This window comes from Prevotella bivia DSM 20514 (assembly GCF_000262545.1).
In the GTDB taxonomy this organism is placed as follows: Bacteria; Bacteroidota; Bacteroidia; order Bacteroidales; family Bacteroidaceae; genus Prevotella; species Prevotella bivia.
Genome location: NZ_JH660660.1, coordinates 765,652 through 784,622, shown reverse-complemented (window position 1 = coordinate 784,622; position 18,971 = coordinate 765,652). Strand labels below are relative to the sequence as shown.

Here is an 18,971-nt window from a genome sequence, read left to right as displayed (position 1 = left end):
ATTAATTTACCATTTAATAGAAACGTAATATGAAACCTATCATTAGTATTATCATGGGCTCAACAAGTGATTTACCAGTAATGGAAAAAGCTTGTAAGTGGTTAGAACAGCAAGAAATTCCTTTTGAAGTGAATGCACTATCGGCTCATCGCACACCAGCCGCTGTCGAAGCATTTGCTAAAGGTGCAAAGGATCGTGGTATTAAGGTTATCATTGCTGCAGCAGGAATGGCAGCAGCCCTACCCGGGGTGATAGCAGCCTCTACTCCATTGCCTGTTATTGGTGTGCCTATTAAGGGTATGCTAGATGGTTTGGATGCTATGCTTTCTATTATTCAGATGCCTCCCGGTATCCCTGTAGCTACCGTTGGTGTAAACGGAGCGCAAAACGCAGCTATCCTTGCTGCTGAAATGATTGCTTTAGGCAATGACGAAATAGCTCAAAAAGTGGAAGCATGGAAGGCTTCGCTTGGCGAGAAAATTGAGAAAGCCAACAAAGAGTTGGCTGATATTCAGGATTATAAATTTAAGTGTTAATGATTGATTTATTTAATTACGAACGACGAAAAACTTCTGTTACCCATGTGGGTAATCTTGATATAGGTGGCGATAACCCTGTGAGGGTGCAATCAATGACTACCACTTCTACCGATGATACCGAGGCTAGCGTGGCGCAAGTTAAACGTATTATTGCGGCAGGTGGCGAACTTGTGCGCCTCACCACACAGGGACGACGTGAGGCGGAAAACCTCAAGAACATCAATGCAACACTCCGTGGCGAGGGAATAAATACTCCACTTTGTGCCGATGTCCATTTTAATGCAAATGTAGCCGATGTTGCTGCCACTACAACGGCTAAGGTACGCATTAATCCGGGCAACTATGTTGACCCAGGACGCACTTTCAAAGTGTTAGAGTACACCGATGAAGAGTATGCGCAAGAATTACAGAAGATAGAGGATCGCCTTGTGCCTTTCATCAATCTTTGTAAGGAAAACCATACCGCTGTGCGTATTGGTGTAAACCATGGAAGCCTTTCCGACCGTATCCGCAACCGTTATGGCGACACGCCAGCGGGTATTGTGGAGAGCTGTATGGAGTTTCTTCGCATCTTCCGCAAATACGATTTCCACGATGTTGTGATCTCTATCAAGTCGTCGAACACCGTTGTCATGGTACAGTCGGTGCGCCTTTTGGTAGCTGAAATGGAGAAAGAGGGTATGGAATATCCCCTCCATTTAGGAGTTACAGAGGCTGGCGAAGGTGAAGATGGGCGTATCAAGAGTGCCGTAGGTATTGGTGCTTTGCTAGCCGATGGTATTGGCGACACTATCCGTGTATCATTGAGTGAAGAACCTGAAGCGGAAATCCCAGTGGCAAAGCATCTTACATGGTATATGCGTAAGCACGAGAAACACGTGATGATACCTGCTGAAGCTAATAAGGACTTTAATTATCTTGCGCCAGTGCGTCGTAAGACAGTGGCAGCAGCCAATGTGGGTGGCGACAATGCGCCTGTGGTGATAGCTACACGCAGTGCCGAAAATCTTGTGCCACAAGTGAAGGCTAGCGGTGTGCCAACACCCGATTACATCTATGTGCAAGGCGCATTGCCAGCGCAGTTGGATGCTAAGCAGAAGTATATCATTGACTATAATGTGTATATAGAGCTAGCCAATACGAGTAAACTTCCTAAGGGAAATATCTATCCTATCTTCCCTGTTTTGGGTCAAACCTTTATCGGTCTGATCCATTCACCTATCAAGTTTTTAGTATTAAAGTATGGTACGCCTACCGACGAGTTCTTTGCTTGCTTGCGCCATCATCCAGAAGTGGTAGTGGTTTGTATGACAACGCATCAAAACCGATTGGGCGATCAGCGTGCTTTTGCTCACCAACTAATGAATGAGGGATTAACCAATCCTATCGTCTTTGCGCAGATGTACGAACATACCACTACAGAGCGGGATACTGAAAAGGTTTCGGCGAAGGAGAAGTTTCAGCTAGAAGCAGCAGCCGATATGGGGGCATTGATGATGGACGGACTAGTGGATGGTGTTTGGCTTATGAACAATGGCGACCTTTCTCAAGACGATGTGGAGCAGACTGCCTTTGGTATTTTGCAGGCTGGCAGGCTCCGTATGGTCAAGACCGAGTATATTTCTTGTCCCGGTTGTGGCAGAACGCTTTACGATCTTCGCACCACTATTGCTAAGATCAAGGAAGCCACCAAAGGTATGAAGGGCTTGAAGATAGGTGTTATGGGCTGTATTGTGAATGGTCCCGGAGAAATGGCAGACGCCGATTATGGTTATGTTGGTGCTGGGCCCAAGAAGGTTAGCCTCTATCGTAAGCAGGAATGTGTCGAGAAAAACATTTCAGAAGATGAAGCTGTGGAGCATTTGCTCGCTTTAATTAAGCGTGATCAAGAGAAATAAAACAGCGTATTCTTTAGACAAAGTAGCTTTAAGGACAGCATAACAAAGTAACTTTTCCGACAAGATACTTTCAAGCTAATGTAGCAAGAAATAATAAATTGATAGCGAAAAGATAACCCTTCTTTTATAAATAGATAATAGTTTGATTAGCAATAGCTTACCTTTTATCTTTAAAAAGATAAACTTTTAGCATAGAAAATAATTTATTTTTGCTTCATTTTTAATTTAATTTTATCATAAAAATAAATTAAAAATATATTTAAAAGATTAGCTTTTAAAAAAAGAAAGGTGATGTTTCGGTCGTAGAAACATCACCTTTTACTATTTAATAGATTAGTTTTACTTTATTTTTCAGCAATTCCACTACATTCTGACGCTGATCATACGGCAGTGTACCGATGTGAAGTGTAATGCGCTTTGCTTTTGTATTGATCCTTAACAGGATAGTTGGAGAGAAGAAAAACTTATCTTTTTCTATCACAATATTCCGTATCTCGTTGTAAGCAATACACTCCTTCTTAAATACTTTCTTCACCACTATGTCGTCATCCTCTATCTTTATGCGCTGGATATACTTGCACAAGATCATGAGATTAGCCACAGCTATCCCAAGGAAAGGATAAATATTAACTGGTCGTGCAGCTATTATTCCTAGCAGAATGGGGATGAGCAGCAAAGAAGCTGCGTATAAGATGAAATGTAAGTAGTTGTATTTAAGCATGCTACTTATCCAGCTTCCACGTAACACCGTCTTTGGTATCCTTTACATTGAAGCCTGCTTCAGCGAGAGCATCGCGGATCTGATCGCTGACAGCCCAATTCTTTTCAGCCTTTGCCTTAGCACGAAGATCGAGCACCATATCGACAACCTTACCAAAAGCCTCTTCACGTGCATCATTGTTAGCACTGCGTTCGTTGCGGAGACCAAGAATATCGAAGGCGAAGATATTCATAACTTCAGATAGTTCTTTAAGGTCATCGGCAGAGATTTGAGCCTTGTGATCGACTAAAAGATTTACCACATGGCAAGCCTCGAAGAGTGAAGAGATAACGGCAGGTGTCATCAAGTCATCGTTCATTGCATCGTAACACTTCTGACGGAAGGTGCTAACAAACTGCTTTGTATTGGTATCCGACTCGCCTGAAGTTTGCACACGGCTTAAGTCTTCAATGCCATTCATCAGCTTTTCGTAACCCTTCTGTGATGCTTGAAGAGCCTCATTAGAGAAGTCGACCGTACCACGATAATGTGCTGAAAGGATAAAGAAGCGAATAGTCATTGGCGAGTAAGCCTGCTCCAGCTTCTCATGACTGCCTGTGAAGAACTCGCTGAGGGTAATGAAGTTGCCCAACGACTTACCCATCTTCTGTCCGTTAATGGTAATCATATTGTTGTGCATCCAGTATTTCACCATCTCATCGCCCTGTGAAGCTACAGCTTGTGCAATCTCGCACTCATGATGAGGGAACACAAGGTCGATACCTCCACCATGAATATCGAAGTGGTTGCCTAGATATTTGCGGCCCATAGCAGTACATTCGCAGTGCCAACCAGGGAAGCCCTCGCTCCACTTGGATGGCCAGCGCATAATGTGTTCAGGCATAGCACGCTTCCAAAGCGCAAAATCTACCTGATTTCGTTTCTCACTCACTCCTGCAAGCTCACGCGAATTATTTATCATGTCGTTCAAATTACGACCTGATAGCACGCCATACTTATAGTCTTCGTTAAACTTAGCTACATCAAAGTAGATGCTACCATTACTTTCGTATGCGTAACCATTCTTCATAATCTCATCAACAAGCTGTTCTTGTTCAATGATATGACCTGTAGCATGTGGTTCAATGCTAGGTGGAAGCACGTTTAGCGCACGCATAGCATCGTGATAACGATTGGTGTAATATTGCGCAATCTCCATAGGTTCGAGCTGTTCTAGTCGTGCTTTCTTCTCAATCTTGTCGTCGCCCTCATCGGAATCGTGTTCCAAATGTCCCACATCGGTAATGTTGCGAACATAACGCACCTTGTAACCAATGTGCTGAAGGTAACGAAACAGTATATCAAAAGTAATTGAAGGGCGTGCATGTCCTAGATGTGGATCGCCATAAACCGTTGGTCCACATACGTACATTCCCACGTTAGGTGCTGCTATCGGCTGGAATAACTCCTTCTTTCGATGCAGTGTATTGTAAATCACTAAATCTTGCATAGTTGTTATATCTATTATTATAGTGCAAAGTTACAAAAACTTAGTGGGTTACAGAGGTATTGAGGGATAATAAATTATTGTTGAGGCTGAATAGGGAATTATCTAGGCTCAATATTAAATGGAGAGAATAATTAGTTTATGAGATAGCTGCAATATTTGGAAAGCAGCCTTCGTAAGGGCATTTCTCCTTTTAGATATAACGCAGCATCAAGTGTCTGTTTTACGTTCTCTATACCTAGATGTCTGGCTATGGAAGAGCATACATCGTCTACATTCAGCAGAATACCTTCTATTTCTGATGAATGTACTACATCGTGCGTCATATTGTCTGCCACAGCTTGCAACTATTTTCTAATGCTATGTGGACAGCTTCTTACTTTATATGTTCTAAGTAAGCCTTAGCAAACTCCCAAATAACAATGCCTGCGGTGGTACTCACGTTGAGCGAATGTTTGGTACCAAACTGTGGTATTTCAAGGCAGTTGTCGCTAAGATCGACAACCGATTGCTTCACACCTTTTACCTCATTGCCCATAATAATGGCGTAATGTTGAGTGGTATCGAGTGTAGATTGTAAGTTTTGAAGTTTTGTAGAACCCTCCACTTGCTCCACACAATATACGTAATAGCCTTGACTGTGGAGTGCTTTGATAGCATCTTCAGTGTGTTCGAAGTATTTCCAATCGACGGAGTCCTCACCGCCGAGTGCCGTTTTATGGATTTCGGTATTAGGTGGAGTAGCGGTAATGCCACAAAGGTATACAGCAGTAATGCGGAAAGCATCGCCCGATCGGAACACGCTTCCCACGTTATAGAGTGAGCGAACATCGTCGAGAACGACAACAAGTGGCAACTTGTTAGCCTCCTTAAACTCCTCTATCGAGAGGCGATTCATCTCTATTGTGCGTAATTTGCGCATACGTTTAACTCGAAATTACTTAGTACTAAAGGCGATAGAATATGCCTTTATCTGCTTTACCATTGATAGCAAACCATTGCTACGGGTAGGACTTAGGTGCTGACGAAGACCTATTTTTTCGATAAAATATAAGTCGGCATCCATGATTTCCTTTGGTGTATGTCCGCTAATGACACGAATTAAAAGTGCGATAATACCCTTTGTGATGAGCGCATCAGAGTCGGCAGTGAACACAAGATGGCCTTCTACATAGTCGCATTGTAGCCAAACACGGCTCTGACAACCATCAATAAGGTTCTGTTCGTTCTTATATTTCTCTTCCAATGGAGCAAGATCATTACCAAGATCGATCAGCATTTGATAGCGATCCATCCAATCGTCAAACTCTTCAAACTCTTCAATTACAGCGTCTTGTGCTTCATTAATAGTCATATCTTGTTATCTTTTTAGTCCTTAATATCTACTTTGTCTATTCTAAATAACTTGTCGTTAGGGCGCACTTTGTCAGGAACAGGGATAGAAACGCGTGTGCCTTGCTCGGCTGTTTCAACTGGTTCAAGGTCGAAACGGATCTCTTCCGCATTAGCATACATTGCTCCTGTGGTAGGTCCGGTTATTAAAAGCTTATCGCCTTTCTTGAAAGTACCCGACTGTACAGCTACTTCTGCGATACCAATCTTGGAGAAATACTTCACAACTTTACCTACTTGGATCTTCTTTTCGGTGGCTTTATTGCCATAATTCTTCGTCCATTCGCCCAACTTCTGTCCTTGATAGTATCCATCCCAGAAGCCACGATTGAACACACGAGATAGGCGTTCGTCAAGTTCTGTTTTCTTTTCTTCGGTGTAAGTGCCGTTAAGGGTTGCCTCGATAGCCTCCTTATAGCAAGTTACCACAGTGTGAACATATTCAGGTCCGCGTGCGCGTCCTTCAATCTTAAATACCCTTACACCCGCATCCATCATACGATCGATAAAACGAACGGTTTTCAAATCCTTTGGACTCATGATGTATTTATTGTCGATCTCTAGTTGGTTACCTGTTTCCTTATCGGTAACAATATACGAACGACGGCATATTTGGGTGCATTCTCCACGATTGGCTGAGCGATTATTGTCGTGTAAGCTCATGTAACACTTGCCCGAAACAGCCATACAAAAAGCACCATGACAGAACATTTCGATGCGGATAGGTTCGCCCTTTGGTCCTACGATGTTCTGTTCCAATATCTGTTTGTGGATCTCTTTCACCTGATCCATGTTCAGTTCGCGTGCTAATACAGCCACATCCGCAAATTGAGCATAGAACTTTAGCGCATCAATATTAGAGATATTAAGCTGTGTAGAGAGGTGAACCTCTACGCCAACTTGTCGGCAATACATCATTACTGCCACATCACTAGCAATTACTGCCGAGATATTTGCTTCCTTAGCCGCATCAATAATCTCGTGCATAGTGCTAATATCTTCCCCATAAATCACTGTGTTAACAGTGAGATAGGTCTTAATATTCTTCTCATTGCAAGTGGTAGCGATTTCCTTTAAATCGGTAATATCAAAGTGATTAGCCGAATGAGAACGCATATTTAGCTTCCCAATGCCAAAGTAAATAGAGTTGGCTCCAGCCTGAATAGCTGCCGCTAAAGACTCTCTTGACCCCACAGGAGCCATTATTTCGTATTCGCTATTATAATCTATCATTATTCTAAGTTTTATGCAAAGGTATAGAAAATATCTCATATTTGCCTATTTGCAAAGTATTTACTACCTTTGCACATTAAGTGTTAAGTTAGATTTTTGATGAAGAAACTATATATAGAAACATACGGCTGCCAAATGAATGTGGCAGATTCAGAAGTAGTTGCATCGGTTATGAAGATGGCTGGCTACGATGTTTGTGAGAAAGAAGAAGAAGCGGATGCTATTTTCCTCAACACTTGTTCGATACGTGAGAACGCAGAAAACAAGATTTATAACCGCCTTGAGACACTACATGCAGAGAAAAGAAAGGGTAGAGACCTTATTTTAGGTGTGCTAGGCTGTATGGCTGAACGTGTAAGAGACGACTTAATAGAAAACCATTACGCAAATCTTGTGTGTGGCCCAGACTCTTATCTCAATCTTCCAGACATGATAGCACAGTGTGAAAATGGTAATAATGCTTGTGATATAGAACTTTCTACTACAGAAACTTATCGTAATATCATTCCTCAACGCATTGGGGGCAATCGTGTTTCAGGCTTTGTTAGCATTATGCGTGGTTGCAATAATTTCTGCCATTACTGTATTGTGCCTTTTACAAGAGGTCGCGAACGTTCACGCGATGTGGAGAGCATTTTGCAAGAAGTGCAAGACTTAAAGGGGCGTGGCTTTAGGGAAGTAACCTTATTGGGACAGAATGTAAACTCGTATGGCTTGCTTCCTAACGGTAAACGCCCAGAGAATGGAACTTCGTTTGCCGAGCTTTTGCGTAAGGTTGCGCAAAGTGTTCCTAATATGCGTGTACGCTTTACCACCTCTAATCCAGAGGATATGACAGAGGATATCCTACAAGCTATCGCCGACGAACCTAATCTTTGCCACCATATTCACTTCCCTGCGCAGAGCGGAAGTAATAGCGTTTTGAAGGATATGAACCGCAAATATACACGTGAAGAGTATCTTGATAAGGTAGCTGCTATTCGTCGTATCATTCCAGATTGTGGCTTGACAACCGATATTTTTGTGGGTTATCACAACGAATCGTTGGAGGATCATCAGCAAACACTTGACTTAATGCGTGAGGTAGGCTTCGACTCTGCTTTTATGTTTAAGTATTCAGAGCGTCCGGGAACATACGCTGCTAAGCACCTTCCTGACAATGTTTCAGAAGAAGAGAAGGTCAGACGTTTGAACGAACTTATTCATCTACAGACCCAGATTTCTGCTGAAATGAATAAGAAAGACGAAGGAAAAGAGTTTGATATATTGATTGAACGCTTTGGGAAACGTAGCCATGATCAGTTGATGGGACGTACGCCACAGAACAAAGCAGTGGTTATTCCAAAGGGAAATCACCATATTGGCGACACTGTTCATGTGCGTATCGTAAGCTCTTCTAGTGCAACATTAATAGGGGAAGAGATTTGATATAGAATAAAAAAGAAGTTAGAGTAGAGCGGAAAGACATTTGTTTCTTTGCTGTTCTACTCTAAATAGTTTATATTTGCAGAGGTTATGAATGAATTTATAAAAGTATTACGGCGTTTTGTTCCACCTTACAAGCGGTATCTTGTACTGTCGGTGATATTCAATATACTATCAGCTCTGCTGAATATATTCTCTTTTGCTACCTTAATACCTATTCTTCAGATATTGTTTAAGGTAGATTCGGGTACTAGTGTTACGCACGCTATGGCTTGGAGTAACATCGACTCGTTAGACACTTTAAAAGATGTAGTATCCAATAACTTTGACTACTACACCCAAATCTATATCACTAGTTGGGGACCTACTACAACATTGCTAATCATAGGTTTGGCACTTGCTACTATGACCTTTCTCAAAACGGCATCTTATTTCTTGTCGTCGGCCTATATTATCCCTATCCGAACAGGTGTTGTTCGTGATATTCGTAACCAACTTTATCAGAAAATAACCTCTCTTTCGTTAGGTTTCTTTAGCGATGAGCGTAAGGGCGACATCATTGCCCGTATGAGTGGTGATGTGCAAGAGATAGAAGGTTCTATCATGTCGTCGCTTGATATGTTGTTTAAGAACCCTATCTTGATCATTATTTATTTTACAACCCTTCTTACTATTTCATGGCAACTCACGTTGTTTACTATCGTTTTTGTGCCAATCTTTGGTTGGTTAATGGGTTTTATTGGTCGTAAACTAAAGCAAAACAGTATTGCAGCACAAGCACTTTGGAGCGATACAATGAGTACGGTAGAGGAAACGTTAGGCGGATTACGCGTTATTAAAGCTTTCTGTGCAGAGGAGAGAATGAACGAACGCTTCGATCAAATCAACTCACAATATCGCGATGACATCATGAAAGTGAATATTCGCCAGCAGATGGCGCACCCAATGAGCGAGTTCTTAGGTACGGTAATGATCATGGTTGTGTTGTGGTTTGGAGGTATTTTAGTACTTGGACAATATCCTGTTATCAGCGGTCCTACTTTTATTTATTACCTTGTTATCCTTTATAGCATTATCAATCCGTTAAAAGAGTTCTCTAAAGCGGGGTATAATATTCCTAAAGGTCTTGCCTCTATGGAGCGTGTAGATAAGATTTTAAAAGCAGAAATAGAGATTAAAGATCCTGAAAAACCATCTCATTTGGATACTTTTGAACACCAAATAGAGTTCCGTAATGTGAGTTTTGCTTATAACGATGAGCGCGATGCAGAAGGTAATCCTGTTTTACATTGGGTATTAAAGAATATCAATCTTGTTATTCCAAAGGGTAAAACTATAGCCCTTGTAGGGCAGAGTGGTAGCGGAAAGTCAACATTGCTCGACCTTATTCCTCGTTATTACGATGTTGTAGAAGGGGAAATATTAATAGATGGCATTAATATTAAGGATCTTGGTGTGCATAATTTGCGTCAGTTTATTGGTAATGTTAACCAAGAAGCCATTCTCTTTAATGATTCTTTCCGTAATAATATAGCTTTTGGTATGGAAGGAGCAAGCGATGAAAAGATAGCCAATGCTGCTAAAATAGCCAATGCCCACGAGTTTATTTTGGCTAGTGAAAAGGGATATGATACCAATATTGGTGATCGTGGTGGTCGCCTTTCTGGTGGTCAGCGTCAGCGTGTGAGCATTGCTCGCGCTATTTTGAAGAACCCACCTATTCTTATTCTCGATGAGGCTACCTCTGCGCTAGATACCGAAAGCGAACGTTTAGTACAAGATGCGCTCTTCCGTTTGATGAAGACACGTACTACTATTGCCGTGGCTCACCGCCTTTCTACAATCAAGAATGCCGATGAAATTTGTGTGATGCACGAAGGGCAGATAGTAGAACGTGGCACGCACGATGAACTAATGGCGATAGAAGGCTATTATAAGAAGCTACATGATATGCAGGAAATTTAGAAATTTATTATGTTTAAACTACAGGATGCAAAATTGTTAAAGTCTAGTTTTGGGTCTTTAACAGCCTTACTACTTAATCTTATTCTCGTCTTTTTGCTCTATATCGTTGCACGATTAGCATTCTTATTCGAGAATTATAGTTATTTTTCCGAAGGACTTTCAGTCTCTCGTTTATCCACAATGTTTTGGGGAGGTTATATCTTCGACCGCTCTGCTATTGCCTATACCAATATTCTTTATATCGTTTTGATGCTCCTTCCGCTTTGGTTAAAGGAGAACAAAGCCTACCATTTGGTGTGTAAATGGGTGTTTGTGGTGGTCAATACCTTTAGTTTTGTCCTCAATCTTTGCGATGCTGTATATTTCCCTTACACCCTTCGCCGTACCACTACGAGTGTGTTTCGCGAGTTTAGTAACGAGCATAATCTTGTCGATGTCTTTGCAGGTGAGATCCTTGTGCATTGGTATTTGGTAATGCTTACCATTCTCGTTGTTTTCCTTTTATGGAAACTTTACGTTACTCCTAGCACTTCAGCAACTAGCTATCCTACAGTGAAAGGTAAGGTAAAATATGGCTTAATCCAGCTCTTTTGCTTGGCAGCTCTTGCTCCGTTAATCGTGGGAGCTTGTCGTGGAGGACTAGAATCGGGTATTCGCCCTATCACTGTCAATAATGCCAACGAATATGTTGACCGTCCTACCGATTGTGCCCTTGTCCTTAATACTCCTTTCTCTTTGATTAGAACGATTGGCAAAGATGTATTTGAAGTGCCTAATTATTATGCGAGTATTAAAGAGGCAGAGAAGTTTTTCACACCTATTCATACACCTAAACCTACCCATCCTTTCCGCAAAAAGAATGTCGTTGTGCTTATTGTGGAAAGCTTCGGTCGTGAATATATTGGTGCTTTCAATAAGGATTTAGATGGTGGTAATTATGGTTATACTCCTAATGTAGATAAGCTTATCGACAAAAGCATGGTCTTTAAATACTCTTTCTGTAATGGACGAAAGAGCATTGACGGTATGCCTTCTGTACTTTGTGGGATCCCAATGTTTAAAGAACCATTTGTGCTTACACCTGCTTCTATGAACGATTACACGAGTATGGCTGGTTTGCTAAGTCAAAAAGGCTATACCACTTCTTTCTTTCATGGTGCTAATCGTGGCTCAATGGGTTTTCTAGCCTTTGCCAAAAAGACAGGTTTTCAGCAATATTATGGTAGGCAAGACTATGCTACTGACCCTCGTTTTGGTGGCGATGCCGACTTCGATGGACATTGGGGCATTTGGGACGAACCCTTTCTTCAGTATTGGGTAACGAAGATAGGCGAGATGAAACAACCTTTCATGACAGCTTGCTTTACAGTGTCAAGCCACACACCTTATATTATCCCCGACAAATATAAGAATGTATATAAGGAGGAAGGCATTGTTATTCATAAGTGTATTCGATACACGGATATGGCTATTGGTAAGTTCTTTGCTGCTGCAGAGAAGCAACCTTGGTTTAAGAATACTATCTTTGTGATGACTTCCGATCACACTAATCTTAGCGACCACAAGCAATATCAAACCGATATTGGTGGCTTTGCCTCACCTATTATTGTCTATGATCCTAGCGGAGAGATTAAGCCGGGTATGCGCAATGGTATTGCTCAGCAAATAGACATTCTGCCAACGGTGATGAGTGCTTTAGGTTATGATGAGCCTTATTTTTCGTTTGGGTGCGATTTGCTTACCACACCAATGCGCGAAACCTATGCCGTTAATTATCTCAATGGCATTTATCAGTATTGCAAATACGACTATGTATTACAGTTTGATGGCAAACAAACACGTGGGATTTATCGCTTAGACGATAAACTTATGGAGCATAACCTTAAGGGAAAGGTGAAAGAGCAAGCACAAATGGAACGCGAAGTAAAAGCTATCATACAACAATACATGTACCGAATGGTGAACGATAAGTTGAAACCAAGGAGGTAAACAACAAGAAAGCAGTCCTTTTGTTGGGCTGCTTTTTTGTTGGAAGGATGGTTGTATATGGTTATTTTATGAGTGCTTGATACTCGTTTATTAATTGCTTAGTAACTTTTAGCGTATCAAACTTCTTCACATAGTTGAGTCCTTTTTCTATCATTTCCGCCCTATTTACTTCAGAAAGTACAGACAAGAGAGCCGCTTTCATACCCTCTACATCATCAGGATCAACGTAAATACTATCCGTACCACCAGCTTCTTCTAAGCAACTGCCCGTGCATGCTACAACAGGTAAGTGGCTATAAAGGGCTTCTATGATAGGAATACCGAAGCCTTCATAGCGTGATGGATATACAAAGGAGTGGGCAAGTTGGTAAATGGAAGGCAGATCGGCAAAGGGAACACCATGCAATATCATTACCTTGTCTTGTAGTTTGTGGGCTGTTATATAGTCTATCACCTTGTCGGTATAAGGTGTATGCTTTCCCACAATTACCATTTTAGCATCAGTCTCTAGTTTGCCAAAGGCTTTTACGGCAAGCAATACGTTTTTTCTTTCTTCAATACTACCCACATTTAGAAGGTATTTATCAGGCAAATTATAACGCGCCTTCACCTCTGCAAGCTTCTCTTCGCTTATCTTTTCCTTGAAAGCTTGCTCACAATCTTGGTAAACAACCGTGATTTTACTAGGATCTACACCTCCAAACTCAATAATATCGCGCTTAGTACATTCACTAATAGCAATAATTCTGTCGGCTTCCCTACACGTTAGTTGAAACTTATATTTGTAAAGCTGCACATCTAGCCAGTTGTAATACTTTGGAAAACGAAGGAAGATGAGGTCGTGAATGGTTACTAAAGTCTTGATGCCAGTGCCATGAATACCCTTTGGTAGCTCGCCCGATAGTCCATGATAGAGCTGCACACCATCATTTATTAAATCCTTATTGATACCCGAAAAGCGCCACCAAGCCTTGGCGATGTTCCCTTTCTTACCGTGAGGATACACATAATATACTTGCTTAGTCTCCTTTATCTGTTGGCGAAAAGCCTCCTTACCTTGATCAGGAGCATATAAACGGAGCGTAAAACGCAAGTCTTTTGTATGGATGATATTCTTGATAAGCGTCCTACTGTAATTGCCTAGTCCCGTGCCATTGCGCACTATTCGTTTGGCATCGTAGCCTATGATAATGGGAGTATCTTTCATCTAATGAAGTTTTTAAAAGCACTTCAAAGATAAAGAAAAAAGGCGAATGTGCCACGATAACCCTTTAAAAACTTGGTTGGTAGCAATGATTTTGTTAATTTTGTGCAAAACAATGCTCAATGAAGATACTCTATACTCTCGTATATTCCTGCTGGTATTTACTATCGTTATTACCTCTTCGGGTGCTTTATGTGTTATCCGATGTATTTTATTTTGTGCTTGCAAAGATAGTAAAGTATCGCTATCAGGTAATATGGGAGAATGTATCTTCAGCTTTTCCCAACTATGATGAGACGAAAAAGAAACACATTATCAATAACTTTTATGCGTGGTTGTGCGATTATTTTGTCGAAACTGTTAAGCTAATGACTATGAGTGAGGCAGAGGTGAAACGCCGTATGGTGTTCATTGGCTGTGAAAACTTAGATAAAAATTGGACTGATAAGCGTTCGGTAGCAGTTTATTTAGGGCATTACGGACAGTGGGAGTGGATTACTTCCTTGCCACTTTGGCTCCATTCTGACGGCAAATGCACCCAAATTTATCACCCATTAGAAAATAAAATATTCGATAAAATATTCTTGAAAGCACGCCAGCACTATGGTGGGGTGTGTATCCCGATGAATGAATCGTTGCGTAAACTTGTGAAATATCGTGCCAAAGGCATCCCCGTTGTGTTGGGATATATAGCCGATCAAGCTCCTTTTTGGAATAATATCCACCATTGGATCGACTTCCTTCACCACGATACACCAGTGTTTACAGGTGCTGAACGCATGATAAAAAGTACCGATCAGGTAGTATATTATGGTGATGTGCGTCGTGTGAAGCGTGGTTATTATACCTGTGAGTTCAAACTCATAACCGATCAACCGAAGCTGTTTCCTGATTATGAACTTACCGATACTTACTTCGATCTCCTAGAAAAGAGTATTATCTACGATCCTAGTATTTATCTATGGAGTCACAAACGATGGAAGCGCACGCATGAAGAGTATAATATCCGCTTGAATAAAGAGACAGGTATCATCGATTTACGCGATTTAGAAACTATTAAAAAAGAAAAAGGTATCCAGTAAAAGCTATGTTATTTGTACGCGATAAAGGCAGAATGTGCAACAATATCTTGCAGTATGCACATGTATATGCTTGGGCAAGGGAGCATGGACGTAAGTCGATGTCTATGCGCTTTGCCTATAAATACCCTTATTTTCACATCAGCGATACTAAGTATCACAATTTCTTTTTCTATCTTTTAGGAAAGTATGGAGCAAAAATAGGGTTGTTTAAGACCGTTTCTTTTGATTGTGAAAGTGCCGATTATTCAGCTAACGAGACACAGATGCTAACCCATCAACACTTATTGGTGGAGGGATGGTATGTGCGTTATTATGACTTGTTCTTGAAATATAAAGCCGAAATACTCCGTCTTTTCCGTTTTCATGATGATATAGAAGAGAAGATAACCCAAACGCTTGCGCCCTTTAAGGACACTATTAAGCTTGGTGTACACATTCGTCGAGGCGACTATGCGCGTTGGCAAGGCGGTAAATACTTTTATAATGATGACCAGTTTATGCACGTTATCGCACAGTTTGTGAGTCTATACCCTGATAAAACTGTTGAAATTTTTATCTGTGGCAACGATCCTAAGCTCAATCGCGATGCTTATAAGCATGCTTTTGGCAATGGATTTGTACATTTCCCAAATGGCAATCCAGGAGAAGATCTCTGCTTTTTGTCGCATTGTGATTACCTTATTGGCGCACCAAGCACATTTACGCTCACTGCATCTATGTATCACAACGTGCCTCTCTATTGGATTTTAGACCCTCTAAAACCACTTACACGTGAGTCGTTTGAGTATTTTGATCACCTTTTTAAACATATCATCTAATCTAGATTTCGTGCAAAGATTGCATATTCACAAATAACGGATAGGTACATTGAGCCTTATCATTTCCGTGAAGGATAAGGACTATGTCTTTCTCGGGGTATACGGTTATAACGCTTCTATACACATTATTCTGTTCAACTTTGCTTCAATAGCTGTGAATGTAAAGTCGAAAGCACGTTCCGTTGCTCCCTTTAGTAATTGCTTTTGCAAGTCGGTATCGGTGAGTGCCTGATGAATGGCTGTGGCAAGTGCTTGCGCATCACCCACGGGAACAAGCAAACCAGCCTTTCCGCCTGCTAAAAGTTCGCCCGGACCAGTAGGGCAATCCGTAGCCACGATAAGTTTGTTAAGCATTAGCCCTTCTATTAGAACGGTAGGTAATCCTTCAAACTTAGCACTATGCACCAATAGCTTACTTCTTTTTATCCAAGGATAAGGATTAGGCATAAACCCTAAGAAGATAACTTTATCTTCTACTCCCAACTCTTTGGCTAGTTCTCTTAATTCATTTTCCGATTTCCCTTTACCAATGATGTAAAGGCTCTCAGTGTGTTGGTAGGTCTTAACAAGGATTGAATATGCCTTTAATAGCGTAGTTATGTCTTTCTGCGACTCTTCTAATCGTTCTATAGCCAATAAGAAAGGTTGATCAAATCTGTTATCGTTAGGGCGAACCTTTGCTTTGTCTTGCACATCTTTTTGAAATTTTGGGTTATAGATTACCTCAAGTTTTTCTTTCAAATGTGGAAAGAGTTGTTCTCCTTCTGCCCTCATTGCTTCGCAAATAGTAACAATTTTATCGTATCTTTCTAGCTCCTTGCCTAGTCGTTCCATTCGTCGTCTGTCCTGCATTACGCGCTGTTTAAAGCTGAAATGGAAATAGGCTATCTTCTTAGCCGTACAGCTTTTAAGGTGGGAATAGGCACAACTATCAAAGTCGATAACAACGTCAGCATCTGTTATTACTTGCTGAATACCCCGTCTAGTTTGGTATCTTCTGATGGGATTAAGTATTATTTCATCAAAAAGCTTCCCTAGCTTTGATATTTTTCGTAATGCTCTTTGCTGTGCAAAGTGGGTTAATAGCTTCGTATTCGAGCAGTATACAATATTTACGGTCGGTGGTATTTCTTTCTTATATACTTCTAGTTCGCCCATTGCTTTGGCTATACAAAGCGTTATTTTAAACTTTTTGTCTTTGGAAAAATGTTTTAGATACTCTATTAAAACAGTTTCTATACCGCCATCAAGAAGTCCTGAGACGAGAAAAACAAGATGAAAAGGTGATGACATATTTGAATTTTATAACATTCTAAACGTAAATAATAACTATTAATGTACGAACTTTTGCCGCCTATCTTATACAAAGATAGTTATAAACCATAAAACATCATCTCTTTATGAAGAGTTTTTTATATCATAGAAGCATTCTTCTAATTGGGCTTGGGAGGCTCGGATATTTTTTCTACTTTTGCTGTTAATTATATTTTTGTAAACTTATTGAAACATTATTCTAAAAACGTATGAAATTTCTCAATAACGCTAAAGTAATTATAATAAACTTTGCTGTACGAAATTTTGCATTTATCTCTATTCTTTTATTTCTGAGTCTTACTATTTTTATGCTTCCAATTTCTTTTGGAAGAATTATTCACTTATACTTTTATACAACTTTTCTAGCATTATGCTTAGCATGGGTAACAGATGTTATTCGTCCTAACAAATTACGCAACTGCATACGGCGATTATTGATAGGGATAGCAGTTGTTGTTTTCATAATTGATGTATTCTTTCTAATTTATTACCATGCAATACCTAATCAAGCTATTATAGAGGCATTATATGCAACTAATAAAGCTGAAGCCTTGGAATATGCAAGGGCTAATTTAACTAGTGGTTGGTTGTATGCTGCTCTTATTTGTATTCTTTTAGTTTTATATTTTGTTTCAAGGCAACTTATAAAATTGAAGTATAATTCTAGGGTTATTCCTATTTTTGCTTTTTGGATGGTGTTTTCGTCTATTTTCACAATTGTGAACATCGTTAAGGATACATGTAAGGAAAGTGAAAGTACGATGAATAATCTGAAGTATAGATGTTTTCCTTTGGTGCGTACTTGTTTTTATTTATCAGAAAGCTATTCTAATATGGAGAAATTGGCAGTAATGCTTAAAAATCCCCCTGTTTCTCGACTTTTGAAGAATAATAGTTCTATTCCATATGTTGTTTATATTCTTGGAGAATCCACATCACGTCATCACATGGGTATTTATGGCTATAATCTTAATAACACTCCTTATATGAGTAAGCGAGAAGCTGAAGGAGATCTGTTGAAATTTACAGATGTCATCAGTCCTAATGGGCAAACTCTGCATGTGATGGAAAAACTTTTCACTTTTTATAGACAGCATGAACGAGGTAAATGGTATGAATATACAGACTTATTTAGTATTTTGAAAACAGCAGGTTATTATACTATGTGGCTGTCAAATCAAGAGTCTTCTGGAGAATGGGGAAATCATGGTAGAGTATATGCTGAACGTTGTAATATGTATGCTTTTACAAAACTTCGTAATTCTTCAGAGGCGACCATAGTAGAACCTTATGATGCTGCATTGTTGCCACTGTTAGATAAGGTGATGGCACATCCAAAAGTCAAAAATTTTATAGTCTTACATCTATTAGGAACTCATCAACGTTATAGATGTCGCTATCCCGACACCTTTAAAGCGTATTCAGTAAGTGAAGAACAGGGAGAATCTGAAAGAGCAAAAGAGGAAAGAGCTAACTATGACACAGCTATCCGTTATAATGATAGTATTATGAATGAGATTATAAAGCGATTTGAAAATAGGGATGCTATTGTTATTTATACATCAGATCATGGAGAAGATGTTATGGAAATAAATAAAAATGTGGCAGGTCATGGAGAAATTTGCATTAATAATCGTATAATAGAAATCCCTATGTTGGTTTATATGTCAAAAAGTTTCCGTTCTAAACGCCCGAAACTGGCACAACGTATCAAGCAATGTGTAGATCGTCCATTTGTAACAGATGATATGATACATTCCATTTTGGATATAATGGAGATAAAAGCAGAAGGGTATAATCCTCAATTAAGTGTTTTTAATAAGCAATTTAATATCAATAGGAAACGATATTGTGGAAAAAAACTTTATAAAAAGTCAATCGTATCTTAAATATTTTTAGGAAAAT

At 40.1% G+C, this 18,971-nt stretch carries 15 protein-coding genes and 1 pseudogene; 8 read left to right on the top strand and 8 right to left on the bottom strand.

The window, feature by feature from the left end; genetic code table 11:
- Positions 1–29 precede the first annotated feature (29 nt).
- Together purE and PREBIDRAFT_RS05655 are read left to right on the top strand one after the other, a co-directional pair.
- Complete coding sequence (gene purE, locus PREBIDRAFT_RS05660; protein WP_004336724.1) at positions 30–536, top strand: 5-(carboxyamino)imidazole ribonucleotide mutase; 507 nt, start codon at positions 30–32, stop codon at positions 534–536.
- Positions 536–2,437, top strand: a complete 1,902-nt coding sequence (locus PREBIDRAFT_RS05655) for a 4-hydroxy-3-methylbut-2-en-1-yl diphosphate synthase (RefSeq protein ID WP_004336723.1) — start codon at positions 536–538, stop codon at positions 2,435–2,437. Before purE ends, PREBIDRAFT_RS05655 begins: the two co-directional genes overlap by 1 nt.
- A 325-nt stretch (positions 2,438–2,762) precedes the next feature.
- On the opposite strand, the gene PREBIDRAFT_RS05650 is transcribed toward PREBIDRAFT_RS05655, so the two are convergent.
- The 6 genes and pseudogenes from PREBIDRAFT_RS05650 to PREBIDRAFT_RS05630 form a co-directional block, all read right to left on the bottom strand.
- A complete protein-coding gene (locus PREBIDRAFT_RS05650) occupies positions 2,763–3,158 on the bottom strand; it encodes a hypothetical protein (protein ID WP_004336722.1) in 396 nt (131 codons plus the stop codon).
- A gap of 1 nt (position 3,159) precedes the next feature.
- Complete coding sequence (cysS, locus tag PREBIDRAFT_RS05645) at positions 3,160–4,647, bottom strand: cysteine--tRNA ligase (RefSeq protein ID WP_004336721.1); 1,488 nt, start codon at positions 4,645–4,647, stop codon at positions 3,160–3,162.
- A gap of 212 nt (positions 4,648–4,859) precedes the next feature.
- Positions 4,860–4,991: pseudogene (locus tag PREBIDRAFT_RS11705) on the bottom strand (DUF4172 domain-containing protein); the annotation flags it as partial.
- Positions 4,992–5,020: 29 nt separating this feature from the next.
- Positions 5,021–5,566 carry an RNA methyltransferase gene (locus tag PREBIDRAFT_RS05640; protein WP_004336719.1) on the bottom strand — a complete coding sequence of 182 codons (546 nt, stop codon included), beginning with the start codon at positions 5,564–5,566 and terminating at the stop codon, positions 5,021–5,023.
- Positions 5,567–5,581: 15 nt separating this feature from the next.
- The gene (locus PREBIDRAFT_RS05635) at positions 5,582–5,998 is read right to left on the bottom strand and encodes a SufE family protein (protein ID WP_004336718.1); all 417 of its coding nucleotides are present in this window, start codon (positions 5,996–5,998) and stop codon (positions 5,582–5,584) included.
- A 14-nt stretch (positions 5,999–6,012) separates the two neighbouring features.
- Positions 6,013–7,269, bottom strand: a complete 1,257-nt coding sequence (locus tag PREBIDRAFT_RS05630) for a peptidase U32 family protein (RefSeq protein ID WP_004336717.1) — start codon at positions 7,267–7,269, stop codon at positions 6,013–6,015.
- Between the two features lie 99 nt (positions 7,270–7,368).
- Here PREBIDRAFT_RS05630 and miaB point away from each other — a divergent pair, with 99 nt between their 5' ends.
- The 3 genes from miaB to PREBIDRAFT_RS05615 all read left to right on the top strand — a co-directional run bounded on the left by miaB (position 7,369) and on the right by PREBIDRAFT_RS05615 (position 12,648).
- Entirely contained in the window at positions 7,369–8,697 is a 1,329-nt protein-coding gene (gene miaB / locus PREBIDRAFT_RS05625; RefSeq protein WP_004336716.1) for a tRNA (N6-isopentenyl adenosine(37)-C2)-methylthiotransferase MiaB, read from the top strand.
- Between the two features lie 87 nt (positions 8,698–8,784).
- Positions 8,785–10,659 (top strand): ABC transporter ATP-binding protein, encoded by a 1,875-nt coding sequence (locus PREBIDRAFT_RS05620; protein WP_004336715.1) that lies wholly within the window; start codon positions 8,785–8,787, stop codon positions 10,657–10,659.
- 9 nt (positions 10,660–10,668) lie between these two features.
- The gene (locus PREBIDRAFT_RS05615) at positions 10,669–12,648 is read left to right on the top strand and encodes an LTA synthase family protein (RefSeq protein ID WP_004339453.1); all 1,980 of its coding nucleotides are present in this window, start codon (positions 10,669–10,671) and stop codon (positions 12,646–12,648) included.
- A gap of 61 nt (positions 12,649–12,709) precedes the next feature.
- On the opposite strand, the gene PREBIDRAFT_RS05610 is transcribed toward PREBIDRAFT_RS05615, so the two are convergent.
- Entirely contained in the window at positions 12,710–13,855 is a 1,146-nt protein-coding gene (locus PREBIDRAFT_RS05610; protein ID WP_004336713.1) for a glycosyltransferase family 4 protein, read from the bottom strand.
- A gap of 119 nt (positions 13,856–13,974) precedes the next feature.
- Here PREBIDRAFT_RS05610 and PREBIDRAFT_RS05605 point away from each other — a divergent pair, with 119 nt between their 5' ends.
- Positions 13,975–14,934, top strand: coding sequence for a lysophospholipid acyltransferase family protein (locus PREBIDRAFT_RS05605; RefSeq protein ID WP_004336712.1), 960 nt, complete (start codon positions 13,975–13,977; stop codon positions 14,932–14,934).
- A 5-nt stretch (positions 14,935–14,939) separates the two neighbouring features.
- A complete protein-coding gene (locus PREBIDRAFT_RS05600) occupies positions 14,940–15,752 on the top strand; it encodes an O-fucosyltransferase family protein (protein WP_004336711.1) in 813 nt (270 codons plus the stop codon).
- A 105-nt stretch (positions 15,753–15,857) separates the two neighbouring features.
- Here PREBIDRAFT_RS05600 and PREBIDRAFT_RS05595 read toward each other — a convergent pair whose 3' ends face one another.
- On the bottom strand, positions 15,858–17,045 hold the full coding sequence (locus tag PREBIDRAFT_RS05595; RefSeq protein ID WP_004336710.1) for a glycosyltransferase: 1,188 nt from the start codon (positions 17,043–17,045) through the stop codon (positions 15,858–15,860).
- Between the two features lie 230 nt (positions 17,046–17,275).
- On the opposite strand from PREBIDRAFT_RS05595, the gene PREBIDRAFT_RS05590 reads away from it, so the two are divergent.
- A complete protein-coding gene (locus tag PREBIDRAFT_RS05590) occupies positions 17,276–18,955 on the top strand; it encodes a phosphoethanolamine transferase (RefSeq protein ID WP_004336709.1) in 1,680 nt (559 codons plus the stop codon).
- The last annotated feature ends 16 nt before the right edge of the window (positions 18,956–18,971 follow it).